Annotated in this window: 15 protein-coding genes; 12 read left to right on the top strand and 3 right to left on the bottom strand. The window is 35.0% G+C overall.

The window, feature by feature from the left end; translation table 11 throughout:
- Nucleotides 1–55: 55 nt before the first annotated feature.
- From M947_RS20570 to M947_RS20590, 5 genes are all read left to right on the top strand, one after another.
- A complete protein-coding gene (locus tag M947_RS20570; protein WP_021288031.1) occupies nucleotides 56–1,303 on the top strand; it encodes a serine hydroxymethyltransferase in 1,248 nt (415 codons plus the stop codon).
- A gap of 303 nt (nucleotides 1,304–1,606) precedes the next feature.
- A complete protein-coding gene (locus M947_RS20575) occupies nucleotides 1,607–2,149 on the top strand; it encodes a DUF1882 domain-containing protein (RefSeq protein ID WP_021288032.1) in 543 nt (180 codons plus the stop codon).
- A 179-nt stretch (nucleotides 2,150–2,328) separates the two neighbouring features.
- The gene (locus M947_RS20580) at nucleotides 2,329–2,994 is read left to right on the top strand and encodes an SPOR domain-containing protein (RefSeq protein ID WP_021288033.1); all 666 of its coding nucleotides are present in this window, start codon (nucleotides 2,329–2,331) and stop codon (nucleotides 2,992–2,994) included.
- On the top strand, nucleotides 2,994–4,397 hold the full coding sequence (locus M947_RS20585) for an anthranilate synthase component I family protein (RefSeq protein ID WP_021288034.1): 1,404 nt from the start codon (nucleotides 2,994–2,996) through the stop codon (nucleotides 4,395–4,397). The genes M947_RS20580 and M947_RS20585 overlap by 1 nt, the downstream gene beginning before the upstream one ends.
- Nucleotides 4,398–5,189 (top strand): shikimate dehydrogenase, encoded by a 792-nt coding sequence (locus tag M947_RS20590; RefSeq protein ID WP_021288035.1) that lies wholly within the window; start codon nucleotides 4,398–4,400, stop codon nucleotides 5,187–5,189.
- Between the two features lie 13 nt (nucleotides 5,190–5,202).
- Here M947_RS20590 and M947_RS20595 read toward each other — a convergent pair whose 3' ends face one another.
- Complete coding sequence (locus tag M947_RS20595) at nucleotides 5,203–6,165, bottom strand: permease (protein ID WP_021288036.1); 963 nt, start codon at nucleotides 6,163–6,165, stop codon at nucleotides 5,203–5,205.
- Between the two features lie 147 nt (nucleotides 6,166–6,312).
- Here M947_RS20595 and M947_RS20600 point away from each other — a divergent pair, with 147 nt between their 5' ends.
- A complete protein-coding gene (locus M947_RS20600; protein WP_021288037.1) occupies nucleotides 6,313–6,759 on the top strand; it encodes a nucleoside deaminase in 447 nt (148 codons plus the stop codon).
- 165 nt (nucleotides 6,760–6,924) lie between these two features.
- On the opposite strand, the gene M947_RS20605 is transcribed toward M947_RS20600, so the two are convergent.
- Nucleotides 6,925–7,473, bottom strand: a complete 549-nt coding sequence (locus M947_RS20605) for a CopD family protein (protein ID WP_021288038.1) — start codon at nucleotides 7,471–7,473, stop codon at nucleotides 6,925–6,927.
- 148 nt (nucleotides 7,474–7,621) lie between these two features.
- On the opposite strand from M947_RS20605, the gene M947_RS20610 reads away from it, so the two are divergent.
- Complete coding sequence (locus M947_RS20610) at nucleotides 7,622–8,293, top strand: HesA/MoeB/ThiF family protein (RefSeq protein WP_021288039.1); 672 nt, start codon at nucleotides 7,622–7,624, stop codon at nucleotides 8,291–8,293.
- Nucleotides 8,294–8,311: 18 nt separating this feature from the next.
- Here the strand turns inward: M947_RS20610 and M947_RS23790 are convergent, their stop codons facing one another.
- Entirely contained in the window at nucleotides 8,312–8,446 is a 135-nt protein-coding gene (locus tag M947_RS23790) for a hypothetical protein (protein ID WP_021288040.1), read from the bottom strand.
- A 198-nt stretch (nucleotides 8,447–8,644) separates the two neighbouring features.
- Here M947_RS23790 and M947_RS20615 point away from each other — a divergent pair, with 198 nt between their 5' ends.
- The 5 genes from M947_RS20615 (at nucleotide 8,645) to M947_RS20635 (ending at nucleotide 12,334) form a co-directional block, all read left to right on the top strand.
- The gene (locus M947_RS20615; protein WP_021288041.1) at nucleotides 8,645–9,781 is read left to right on the top strand and encodes a succinyldiaminopimelate transaminase; all 1,137 of its coding nucleotides are present in this window, start codon (nucleotides 8,645–8,647) and stop codon (nucleotides 9,779–9,781) included.
- Nucleotides 9,778–10,284: a hypothetical protein gene (locus tag M947_RS20620; protein ID WP_021288042.1), complete on the top strand. Its 507-nt coding sequence runs from the start codon at nucleotides 9,778–9,780 to the stop codon at nucleotides 10,282–10,284. The genes M947_RS20615 and M947_RS20620 overlap by 4 nt, the downstream gene beginning before the upstream one ends.
- The gene (gene murC, locus M947_RS20625; RefSeq protein WP_021288043.1) at nucleotides 10,281–11,594 is read left to right on the top strand and encodes a UDP-N-acetylmuramate--L-alanine ligase; all 1,314 of its coding nucleotides are present in this window, start codon (nucleotides 10,281–10,283) and stop codon (nucleotides 11,592–11,594) included. The genes M947_RS20620 and murC overlap by 4 nt, the downstream gene beginning before the upstream one ends.
- Nucleotides 11,594–11,923, top strand: a complete 330-nt coding sequence (locus tag M947_RS20630) for a hypothetical protein (protein WP_021288044.1) — start codon at nucleotides 11,594–11,596, stop codon at nucleotides 11,921–11,923. The genes murC and M947_RS20630 overlap by 1 nt, the downstream gene beginning before the upstream one ends.
- 192 nt (nucleotides 11,924–12,115) lie before the next feature.
- A complete protein-coding gene (locus M947_RS20635) occupies nucleotides 12,116–12,334 on the top strand; it encodes a cold-shock protein (protein ID WP_021288045.1) in 219 nt (72 codons plus the stop codon).
- Nucleotides 12,335–12,350: the final 16 nt, after the last annotated feature.

Below are 12,350 nucleotides of genomic sequence, written 5' to 3' on the forward strand. Positions count from 1 at the left end.
TTTATTATCATATTTTTTGTATAATCCACAGAATTTTAACAAGGATTTTTATACCATGAGTTTTTTAAAAGAGTACGATAACGAAATATTTGAGTTATGTGAAAAAGAGTTAGAGCGACAAACTAACCACTTAGAGATGATTGCATCTGAAAACTTTACACTTCCAGCTGTGATGGAAGCTATGGGATCAGTGTTTACAAACAAGTATGCAGAAGGATATCCAAACAAGAGATATTATGGCGGCTGTGAGTATGCTGATGGTGTTGAGCAGTTAGCCATAGAGAGAGCCTGTGAGCTTTTTGGATGTAAGTATGCAAATGTTCAACCTCACTCAGGAAGCCAAGCAAATGCAGCTGTTTATGCAGGTCTACTAAAGGCTGGAGATAAGCTTTTAGGAATGGATTTAAGTCATGGTGGCCACTTAACTCATGGTTCTAAGCCAAGTTTTTCTGGACAAAATTATTCAAGTTTTACTTATGGTGTTGAGCTTGATGGTCGTATGGATTATGATAAAATCATGGAGATTGCAAAAGCTGTAAAACCAAAGATCATAGTTTGTGGTGCTTCTGCTTATGCTAGAGAGATTGACTTTAAAAAATTTCGTGAGATTGCTGACGAAGTTGGCGCTATTATGTTTGCAGATATCGCTCATGTAGCTGGTTTAGTTGCAGCTGGAGAACACCCTAGTCCATTTCCTCACGCTCATGTTGTAACAACTACTACACACAAAACTCTAGCAGGTCCTCGTGGTGGTATGATTATGACAAATGATGAAGATATAGCAAAAAAGATGAACTCAGCTATTTTTCCAGGACTTCAAGGTGGACCACTTGTACATGTTATTGCCGCAAAAGCTGTTGGTTTTAAGTATAACTTAAGCCCAGAGTGGAAAGAGTACGCAAAGCAAGTAAAAACAAATGCTAGAATCTTAGGTGAAGTTATGATGAGTAGAGGTTATGATGTAGTTAGCGGTGGGACTGACAATCATCTTATCTTAGTATCTTTTGTTGGTCGTGAGATTAGTGGTAAAGATGCAGATGCAGCACTAGAGAATGCTGGTATTACTATAAACAAAAATACAGTTCCTGGCGAGACAAGAAGCCCATTTGTAACTTCTGGTATCCGTATAGGTTCAGCAGCGCTTACAAGCAGAGGCATGAAAGATAAAGAGTTCACATTTATTGCAAATAAGATAGCAGATGTTTTAGATGATATCAATAACACTAAACTTCAAGAGACTATAAAAGAGGAGCTAAAAGCATTAGCTCAAAATTTTATAATCTACAATCAATCAACATACTAAAACTTCTGACCTAAAATAAAAAGGCAGAAAGAAGCTCAGCGCAAGGAATTACTTCCGATACCGTAACAAAACAAAGAGGCATAAGTGCCGAGAGCTTCCCGCTGAGGGAAACCCAGCGTTAGCGTAGGTAGCGGAATTACTTCCGATACCGTAACAAAACAAAGAGGCATAAGTGCCGAGAGCTTCCCGCTGAGGGAAACCCAGCGTTAGCGTAGGTAGCGGAATTACTTCCGATACCGTAACAAAATAAATAGATGAAAGGCTTCCTTTCATTTTATAAAATAAAATTAAAGGAATATATATTTGACTGCAATGGATTTAAAACTTATTAAAATGGTTAGTGATCACTACTGGATTAAAAGTGATAGTGTTGTAAATAAATTATCATATAGAGGTAGAACATTTTATAATAAGTTTGAGAGAGTAGATGCTCCCTTGACGCAGTCTGTAATCAACCAACATATAAAAGGTGAGATAACTGTTGCTCACTCCTTAGTAAACTCTCATAATAAAGTTGAGAACATAGTTATTGACTACAATGGAAGAGATCCTGAGAGGTTTTACCATAGAGCTCAACTTCTTCTTCGTGAAGAGGGTTACATAAACTTTACAGCCTATCAAACAAAAACCGAGGGACATCTTCATGTCTATATACATAAAGGTCACACAACTCTTCAAGAAGCTATTCAACTAGGAAAAATGATCTCTATGAAGTTAGCAGCCAAACAACCAAAACAGTGGAGGATGTTCCCAAATGCAGATGTGCCAGAGGAGTACAACATACTAACGCTTCCTTACGAGGTCTATGCCAAAGAGCGAGGAGCTTCTTGGTCAAAACATATGTAGTATGCTTCTTTAGAAAACTTACTCTTAGTTTTCTTTAAAAAAGTATAAACATTGTTTTCTTTAAAAAAGCATAAACATTGTTTTCTTTAAAAAAGCATAAACATTGTTTTGATAACTTTGCTATAATTAATTGTAAAATTTTGGTATTATAAGTGCTAGTAAACTTTTAAAGGTATATTATGAATGAAAAAAATGAACTAAATGATATTATATTAAACAAAGGCAACTCTGCTAGCTCTAACAAAAAGATTGTTTTAGCTGTAGCTACTTTAGGCGTTATTCTTATAATAGTAGTGATGCTTATGAGTACTCTCACTCCTGATGCAAAGGACAATCTACCACAACCAATACCACTTCCACAAGAAGAAGTAACTACCGTTGAGAAACCTCAAGAAGAGCCACTTTTTGAAGAGGTAGAAGTTATTCAAGAAAACTCAAATGACAATGACAATCTCGACCAGATTGCTCAAAGATTAAAGCAACAATCTCAAGATACCAAAGAAGAAGCAAAGCCATCAGTAAAACCTAAAAAAGAAAAGGCTAAAGTAGCTACTAAAGCTGAACCTAAAGTGCAAAAAAAGGCAGAGGCACAGGCTCCAAAGCCTAGTATTGACAATGCTTACTATGTTCAAGTTGGCTCTTTTTCAAAATATGCACCAAACAAGAAATTTTTAGACTCCATCTTAGCACAAGGTTATAGATACAAGTTTCACAAAGTAGCAAAAGGTTCTAGCGTTTTAAACAAAGTATTAGTAGGACCTTTCTATACTGAAAAAGAGGCCAGAAGTGCTCTTAGAACCATCAGAAGCAACATAGAAGCTGGTGCATTTTTGATTAAACTATAATGATTTACTCTAAACAATTTGTACTAGACCAGTTAGCACCTATTGCAGTTTATGCCAAATTAAAGAGTATCTTTAGAGGCGAGATATCTTACCTTTTTGAGAGCGCTGGACAGAGTGATGGCAACTACAGTTTTATCTGTATTGGAGCTAGAGAGAGGCTTCAATATACAAACGATGAAACAATTTATACTGATGCATCTGGCAAAGTAAGCAAACTAACGCAAAACCCATTTGGGTTTTTAAAAGAGTACTATAAGAAGATAGATACCAAAAAATATAGAGAAGCTACAAGTAAGTTAAAAATAGGCTATGTTGATGGCTTTATCGGCTATGTCGGTTATGACATGGTTAAAGTTTTTGAACCAAAGCTAAAAAAATATATGAACGAACTCAAAGATGAGCTTAACACCCCAGACCTTGATCTAATTCTTCCAAAACTCGTACTAGTATATTCACACAAAAATCATCAAATCACTCTCATTAGCATGCAAGAAGAGTTAAGCAAAGAGTTTGACTCCATAGAAACAAAACTTAAAAGTTCTTATGAATATGTAAATATGAAAAAAAACGAAGGAACTGACAAAGGAAGTTTCGCGCACTCCAAAGAGAAATTTTTTAAGATGATAGAAGACTCCAAAGAGATGATAAAAAGCGGAGATGTTTTTCAAATCCTTATGACAAACCGCTTTACAAGAAATATAAAAGTAGACCCTTTTAGTTTCTACAGAATCCTAAGAACTAAAAATCCATCACCATATATGTTTTTACTAGAATACGATGACTTTAACATAGTTGGAAGCTCACCTGAGGTAATGGTTAGACTAAGTGATGGACAACTTCTTCTAAGACCAATTGCAGGAACAAGAAAAAGAGGTAGCACAAAACAAAGAGACAAAGAGCTTGAGCTTGAACTCTTAGCTGATCCAAAAGAGTTAGCAGAGCATCTAATGCTTATAGATTTAGGTAGAAACGATGTGAGTCGTGTATCAAAAACTGGAAGTGTAAAAGTTGAAGATATGATGCACATAGAGAGGTTTTCTCATGTTATGCACATAGTCTCAGACGTAACTGCAACACTAGCTGATGGCAAAGATATGTTTGACCTTTTTATGGCTACATTTACCGCTGGAACTATGACAGGCGCGCCAAAAATACGGGCTATGGAACTTATTGCACAATATGAGGGTATAAAAAGAGGTTTTTATAGTGGAAGTGTAGGTTATTTTGGTTTTGATGGAAATATGGATAGTGCCATAACCATAAGAACTGCTCTTGTAAAAGAGGATAAAGTTGTACTTCAAGCTGGTGCTGGAGTTGTAGCTGATAGCCAAAATGAATTAGAATATCTAGAAGTTAAAAACAAACTTGGCGCCCTAGTCGCTTCACTCGAAGATCTAGACTAAATGAAATTATTTGCGATTTTTGGCGATCCTGTATCACACTCTCGCTCTCCACTTATGCACAATTCCGTTTTTAGGGCACTAGGCTACAATGCTTGTTACACAAGAGTTCATCTAAGAGATGGAACAAAGCTAAAAGAGACTTTTTTTTCTCTTAAACTTAGCGGTGCAAATGTTACAGTTCCACATAAAGAGGAAGCCTTTAGAGCTTGTGATGAAGTTAGAGGCTTTGCAAAGAGTGTAGGTGTTGTAAACACTCTAATAAACGAAAATGGAAGACTCATAGGCTATAACACTGACTCTGATGGTTTTATGTTTGCTATAGAAGAGTTTGGCGAGATAAAAAATGTACTAATTTTAGGAGCTGGTGGAACTGCTAAAGCTCTAGCATCTAGGTTTGCTCAAGATAATATAAAAGTATCAGTTTTAAACAGAAGCGAAGCAAGACTATCTTATTTTAATAAGATTGGCTGTGAGATATCGAGCTGGGATAGCTACAAAAGTAAAAACTACGACTTAGTTATAAATACAACAAGTGCAGGATTAAAAGATGAAGAACTCCCCGCTTCAAAAGAGATGGTAGAAGATATCTTAACTAAAACCTCATTTGTAGCAGATGTTATATATGGCAAACTAACTCCATTTTTAAGCCTTGCAAAAGAACATAACATCACCTACAAAGATGGAGCAGACATGCTACTAGGTCAAGGCATCTTAGCAAATGAACTCTTTGTAAACAAAGAGCTAAGTCTAAAGAATATAAAAACTCATATGCAAAAAAGCTTTGAGCTTTAAACTCAAATACTCTTTATAAAATCATATTAAAGATAAATCCTACAAAGAGTATTGCACTGCCAACCGTAGTAAAAAAGATAACTATTAGTTTAGTACTTAAAACTTTCTTTAGTATCATAGCCTCAGGAAGGCTGAGTGCCACAACTGCCATCATAAAGCTAAGAGCAGTTCCAAGTAGCATCCCTTTTTGAGTCAAAACTTCAATAAGTGGCAACATCCCAGCTGCACTTGAGTACATCGGAATCCCCATAATAACAGCAACTATAGGTGCATACCAAACATCTCCTCCAGCATATTTGGTTATAAAGTCGGTTGGAACATAACCATGTATAAAGGCTCCAATGGCTATACCTACGATAACATAGAGATATATCTGCTTGAAAATATCCATAGTGTCATTCCACGCGTTACTCATTTTGAGTTTAAATAGAGTTTGATTATTTACTTCTTGAGTTCCACTACAGCAGGTTGCTTTTACTTCAAGTAAAACCTCTTTTTCAAGTTTTAGGCTTCCAATAATAAGACCCGCTACAATAGCGATAGTGAGTGAAAATCCAATATATAGCAGCGTGATTTTTAAACCAAAGAGAGAGAAAAGTAGAGCAATAACTACAGCATCACTAAGTGGCGCAGAGATGAGATAACTAAAGGTGACTCCTAAAGGTATTCTAGCTTGCAAGAAACCCAAAAACAGTGGAATAGCGCTACATGAACAAAAAGGAGTAAGCATCCCAAAAAGAGCAGCAAATATGTGTCCAACAATCCTATTTTTACCACTAATATAATCTCTTACTCTCTCAATAGGAAAGTAACTTCTCAAAAGTGTTACAGCGTAAACTATAGCGATGAGCAGTACAAAGATTTTTATAGTGTCAAAAAGAAAAAAATGTAAAGCCTTCCCTAGATGACTAGCACTATCAAAATCTAAAAGTTCAAAAATTATATAAGCACTAAAACTCTCCCAAAGACTAAACATTTCAACTCCTAAATCTATTTACGCTCTCTTATTTAAAAATTGAAGTGTAGCATATTTAAATTATTATATCAATATATATTGATATAGTAATTTATCTAAAATAAAAATCAACCCTGTTTTGGTTATAATTTTCATATGAATAAATTTATGAAGATAGCTTATGATGAAGCAGTTGATGGAATGTTAAAAAACGAAGGTGGGCCTTTTGGCGCGGTTATTGTAAAAAATGATAAAGTCATCTCAAAAGCACATAACTGCGTGTTATCGACCAATGATCCAACCGCTCACGCAGAGATAAATGCCATAAGAGAGGCAAGTGAGGTATTAGGCACATTTGAGCTTAATGAATGCACGCTCTACACAAGTTGCAAACCTTGCCCTATGTGTTTAGGAGCGATCTTTTGGGCAAGGATTCCTATTGTTTATTATGGAGCAAATGAAGAAGATGCAACTTATGGTGGCTTTGATGATAAACGCTTTTATGAGATGATAAAAGGCAAAAACTCAGATGTTAAACTAATAGAGTTAGATGCCAAACAAAATGCAAAACTATTTGATATGTGGCTTAAAAAAAGCGATAGAAAGATCTATTAATAAAGATAAATTGAACCCTCTGAACAATTCAATTAGATCCTGAATCAAGTTCAGGATGACGTCCTAACCGTCATTCCGTGCTTGACACGGAATCTAGTTTATATATTAATCAGAGGGTTCAATTATAATGAGAGCCTTTGTAAGTTGTAAAATACAAAAGCTGCTTTACAATTTTTTTAACTCTTCTTCTACTACTTTAAGGTTTGGTTCTTTTGCATGTTTTAATAGTACATAAACAATTACAGCAAAAAGTATTACCATAAAGCCAGTAAAGATAACTGGCACATCTTTTAACACAACATAAGTTACTATTAAGATCGCAAGAAGCGTTGGAAACTCATTGTAAGCGCGAAAAAACTTTCCATTTTTTGTGCAAGTTCGAGTGAGTAGTTGCTTACGATAATGATTCATAGACAGATCATACCAAACAAGAAGCAACACCGCTGCTATCTTTGCATAAGCCCAAACTCCCATATCAAAAAGATGCGGATTCAGAGTAAACATTACAACTCCACTAATAAGAGTCGCTATCATTGCTGGCATATCAATGTACTTGTAAAGTTTATACTCTTGAATCTCAACAATCTTTATATAATCAGGCTTATCCATATGTTCTACATGATAAACAAAAAGTCTTGGCAGATAGAAAAGCCCCGCCATCCATGACATAAATGCCATAATATGAAAAATCAAAATATACTGATAATATTCCATTACACCCCCTTATTATTAGTATTACATTTTACCATATCAAAACAAAGTTGTAACTAATAAAATAAAAAGTAACCTTTAACATCTCTTTACTTGAAAGATTTGTTAAGTTAGTGTGATATAATTATTTTTTTAACAAAAAGGCTAAATTATGATGAATTATTTTGTGCGCCAAGTTCAACTTTGGGGAGAAGATACTCAAAAATCACTACAAACTAAAAAGATAGCTATAGTAGGCTCAGGAGGATTGGGGAGTTCACTTGCATTTGCACTTGGTTCTAGTGGCATAGGCGAGATACATATGATAGATTTTGATGATGTCACAACCCACAACTTGCATCGCCAAATTGCTTTTAAAATTGGAGACGAGGGTAAAAACAAAGCAACTATAAATGCAACTCTAATAGAGCAGAGATGCCCTTTTGTAAAAGCTCTGTCTCATGAGTGCAGACTTGAAGAGTTTTGTAAAAAAGACATTGATCTAGACCTTATCATAGATGCAACAGACAATCTTCCAACTAGGGGCGAGATAAGTGACTTCGCTCTTAGTAAAAATATACCTTGGATCTATGGAACTGTTGAGGCATATCATGGACAAGTATGTTTTTTTGAGAGTGCGTCATATAGAGATTCTTTTAAGATTAACAATAGAAAACCAGAAGGAATTACTGGACCGATAGTTATGCACATTGCTTCACTACAGGCAAATCTTGCTCTTCGGTATTTAGCAGGATTGAGTGTTAAGAAAGATTTACTTTATTATCTGTTTTTTAACGATGAAGGCGAGCTAATCACTCAAAAATTTTCACTTCCCAAGCAATAAGCTACTTCTATATTAGCCTTATTTATGAGTCATATTGTAGATAGATGACTCTGAATCCAGTTTAACTCTAAGTTTATCAGCTTCTTGTTGAGTAATATGATGAAGATTTAGAGCTTCTTGGATAACTTCTTGTGAAAGATAAGTGTGTTTCATATCTGTACCTCCTTATAATAAGTATAAAATTATAGAATGTTTTTTATAAATTTAAAGTAAAATAAAACAACTATTTTTAGTAGATAGTACAATTAAAGGACATGTCTTAAAGAGTCGCCTTTTTTATTAAGAAATTTCTAAAGTTCCTCTTATAGATTTCAGATATAATTGCAAAAATCTACCAAATATGAGAAATATATGAATTTTGAGCCATATCCATTTGAAAAACTAAACAATTTACTTAAAAATATCACACCAAACCCAAACTTTACTCCATCAACTCTTACCATCGGCGAACCTCAAAGAGACACTCCAGCATTTATACAAGACAAACTTTGCAAAGATTCAGCTCTTCTTAGGAAGTATCCTAAAACATCAGGAGAGAAACAGCTAAGAGATGCACAAAGATTATTTGTTGAAAAACGTTTTGGAGTTGAACTTAAGGATGAGGAGATCATCCCAACATTTGGGACTCGTGAAGTACTTTTTAATTTTCCTCAGTTTTTACTCTTTGATAAAAAAGAACCAGCTATAGCTTTTACAAATCCTTTCTATCAGATATATGAAGGTGCTGCAATTGCTTCAAGAGCTAAAATAGTCCATATAAATATGAACGAAGCAAATGACTTTAAGCCAGAGATAGATGAAAATGCACTAAGCAAATGCAATCTTGTCATCATAAACTCTCCTAACAATCCTACAGCTTCTACTCTATCTTTAGATGAACTTGTAGAGTGGGTAAAACTGAGTCAAAAACACAACTTTACCCTTATAAACGATGAGTGCTACAGTGAGCTTTATATAGACGAAAAAACACCCTCACTATTGGAGGCTGCCATTGTGGCTAACAATAGTGAGTTTAAAAATATTTTAGTTGTAAATTCCATCTCAAAACGCTCATCAGCTCCCGGGCTTCGTTCAGGTTTTATTGCAGGAGATGCAGAGATTTTAAAAGAGTATATGAAGTATAGGACTTATATAGGTTGTGCATCACCTCTTCCTCTTCAAGGTGCAGCTGCTCTGGCTTGGAGTGATGAAGAACATGTTGATGTAGCTAGAGAGATGTACAAAGAAAACTTTAAAATTGCAAATGAGATACTAGGCACTAAAATCCCAAAAGCAACTTTTTATCTCTGGCTTAAAGTGAAAAAACCACAAGAGTTTACTAAAAATCTTTACAAAAAGTACAATGTAAAAGTTCTCCCTGGTGAATATCTAGCAAGAAAAAATAGTGATGGCATAAACCCTGCAAAAGAGTATATAAGGGTAGCTTTAGTTGAATCTCCTAGCATGATAAGAGATGCATTAAATAGAATAAAGGAGTGCTTAACATGAGTCTTGATGGACTAAAACAAAAAGTGCTAAAAGCACAAGAGAGTGCAGATATTGCATCGCTTTATGTGCTAGAGCAAAAAGCGCAAGATAGTTTTGATGAAGATGCACTTCAAGCTTTTTATGCAAACATATTGGATTTAGCTCTTGAGAGATTAACAGATGTACTTGAATCTCACAGATCTATGAACATCAACGAAGTTCAAGACTTTGCGACACTTAGAGCTTTGTATGAGTACGCTATGGAGCATTATCACGCTGGAGATATCTCTGATGCTAGTGCTTTGTTTGAAGTTCTTAGTGGGCTTACTAAAGATGATGGGTTTTCATCATCTTTAAAGCTTCACTCGATAGCTTCAAGCAAAGGGATTAGTCTTGATGATTTTATGGATAATATTGCTGATATAGATGCTACTCAAAAAGCTGGTAAATTTTATATTAGTATGTTTAAAAAAGAGGCACAAAAGTTGCTAAGTGACTCTAAATGTGATGGGAGCAAGAAATGAAAATACATTTTATAGGTATAGGTGGCATAGGTATCTCAGGTCTCGCTCAGTACATGCACTACAAAGGGCACACAGTCAGTGGTTCTGATATTTCAGACACTATCATCACCAAAAAACTTCGTGATTTAGGTATAAAAGTCACAGTTTCTCACAATGCTGATGCTATAGTTGATCAAGACTTAGTTGTTCACTCAGCCATCATTCGTCCAGACAATCCAGAAATAATACAAGCAAAAGAAAAAGGCATAGAAGTATTGGCTCGTCGTGAAGCACTTTTGCAAATACTAAACACTTCAAAAGTCTACTCTGTAGCTGGTGCACATGGAAAAAGCACAACTACTGCAATTTTAACAGCCATTATGGAGGGTTCTGCAATTATCGGTGCAGAATCAAAGGCTTTTGGTTCAAATGTAAGATATGATGAAACAAATGATATCATGCTATTTGAGGCTGATGAGAGTGATGGAAGTTTTGTAAACTCAAATCCCCACTGTGCTATTGTAATTAACGCTGAACCTGAACATATGGAGTATTATGACTACAACTTCGAACTCTTTTATGAATCATACAAAACCTTTATAAATTCTGCTAAATGTCGTGTTTTAAATGCAGAAGATCCGTTTATTGCTACTCTAGTAGATGAAATAGACGCAAACTGGCTCTATCCAAGCCGTGATATAAAAGATATAGAGTTTGTTCTTATAGGCGATGAACCTCACACAAGATTTACCCTTAGAGATTTGGGTTCATTTGATGTTTGGGGCTTTGGTAAACATATAGCTCTTGATGCTTCACTTGCTATTTTAGCAGCTCATGAATCTATGGAGATAGAACAAATCAGAAAAAATCTTTTAAAATTTAAAGGTATAAAAAAACGTTTTGATATAGTAGGCACCCAAAACAATAGCGTCATCATTGATGATTATGGGCATCATCCAACAGAGATAAAAGCTACTTTTGAGTCTGTAAAAGAGTACGCACAGCTCAAAGGTTTTGATAGGATTACTGCTATCTGGCAACCACACAAGTACTCTAGAACTATTGACAACCTTGAAGAGTTTATAAAGTGTTTTGAGGGAGTTGCTGAACTTATTATCCTCCCTGTTTGGTCGGCAGGAGAAGCTCCAAGAGAGATAGATTTTAAAGAGAAGTTTAAAGATTATAACCTTACAATGGCAGATACCATCACAAGGGCAAACAACAACATTAGTGTTATAAAAGACAAAGAGACTCTAAAAACTCTAAACAAAGGTCTCATCATCGGTTTTGGTGCTGGAGATATAACTTATCAAATAAGAGGTACTGCTTAATGGCATATATCGCTGGACTTGTAATTGTAGGACTTTTCTTTTTAGTTCTACACTATTTTACAGAACTTAAAAAAAATCAAAAAATAATTATCACTATTATAGTATTTAGTATAATCTTAGGAGCTATTGCTTTTAACGCTTACTCTAATGCAAAAAGAGACAAGATGCTAAATGTAGTAATGAAATTTAACCAAGGTAAAACAGTGACTTGCAATGGTATGGATGTAAATAATACAAACTACACTATTAGCATCGGAACCTACACTTTTATCGGCAAAGAAAACACCCCTAATTATGGGCAAATGATAAGTGCTTCTACTTGTGAGTAGTTAAATTTTCAAATTTAACTACACATTTCATATTTTTCAGGTATACTACTGCCAATGAAAGATGATTCGAGTTACATCTTTAGACTGCTTTGCATTGACGACTTTGTGTTACCAGTATAATTCACCTAAAAATAAGACTTCATATTAGATTTTCAACCACCTTAGGGTGTAATTAAACATAAAGGATTTACAATGGCAGCATTAGTAAATGGAACAGTTAAATGGTTCAATAGCGAAAAAGGTTTCGGTTTTATCGAGCAAGAAGATGGTGGAAAAGATGTATTTGTACACTTCCGTCAAGTTAACAGCAATGGTTACGATCGTGTTTCACTAAACGAAGGTCAAAAAGTGACTTTTGAAATTGGTCAAGGCGAAAAAGGCCCACAAGCAGAAAACGTTACAGGTCTGTAATCTTTTTTAAATATTG

The organism is Sulfurimonas hongkongensis, assembly GCF_000445475.1.
In the GTDB taxonomy this organism is placed as follows: domain Bacteria; phylum Campylobacterota; class Campylobacteria; order Campylobacterales; family Sulfurimonadaceae; genus Sulfurimonas; species Sulfurimonas hongkongensis.

Excerpts from the sequence above, each read along its gene's own strand:
- M947_RS20570 (WP_021288031.1), top strand. The coding sequence starts at position 56 with ATGAGTTTTTTAAAAGAGTACGATAACGAAATATTTGAGTTATGTGAA.
- M947_RS20580 (WP_021288033.1), top strand. The coding sequence starts at position 2,329 with ATGAATGAAAAAAATGAACTAAATGATATTATATTAAACAAAGGCAAC.
- M947_RS20585 (WP_021288034.1), top strand. The coding sequence starts at position 2,994 with ATGATTTACTCTAAACAATTTGTACTAGACCAGTTAGCACCTATTGCA.
- M947_RS20590 (WP_021288035.1), top strand. The coding sequence starts at position 4,398 with ATGAAATTATTTGCGATTTTTGGCGATCCTGTATCACACTCTCGCTCT.
- M947_RS20595 (WP_021288036.1), bottom strand. The coding sequence starts at position 6,165 with ATGTTTAGTCTTTGGGAGAGTTTTAGTGCTTATATAATTTTTGAACTT.
- M947_RS20600 (WP_021288037.1), top strand. The coding sequence starts at position 6,313 with ATGAAGATAGCTTATGATGAAGCAGTTGATGGAATGTTAAAAAACGAA.
- M947_RS20605 (WP_021288038.1), bottom strand. The coding sequence starts at position 7,473 with ATGGAATATTATCAGTATATTTTGATTTTTCATATTATGGCATTTATG.
- M947_RS20610 (WP_021288039.1), top strand. The coding sequence starts at position 7,622 with ATGATGAATTATTTTGTGCGCCAAGTTCAACTTTGGGGAGAAGATACT.
- M947_RS23790 (WP_021288040.1), bottom strand. The coding sequence starts at position 8,446 with ATGAAACACACTTATCTTTCACAAGAAGTTATCCAAGAAGCTCTAAAT.
- M947_RS20615 (WP_021288041.1), top strand. The coding sequence starts at position 8,645 with ATGAATTTTGAGCCATATCCATTTGAAAAACTAAACAATTTACTTAAA.
- M947_RS20620 (WP_021288042.1), top strand. The coding sequence starts at position 9,778 with ATGAGTCTTGATGGACTAAAACAAAAAGTGCTAAAAGCACAAGAGAGT.
- murC (WP_021288043.1), top strand. The coding sequence starts at position 10,281 with ATGAAAATACATTTTATAGGTATAGGTGGCATAGGTATCTCAGGTCTC.
- M947_RS20630 (WP_021288044.1), top strand. The coding sequence starts at position 11,594 with ATGGCATATATCGCTGGACTTGTAATTGTAGGACTTTTCTTTTTAGTT.
- M947_RS20635 (WP_021288045.1), top strand. The coding sequence starts at position 12,116 with ATGGCAGCATTAGTAAATGGAACAGTTAAATGGTTCAATAGCGAAAAA.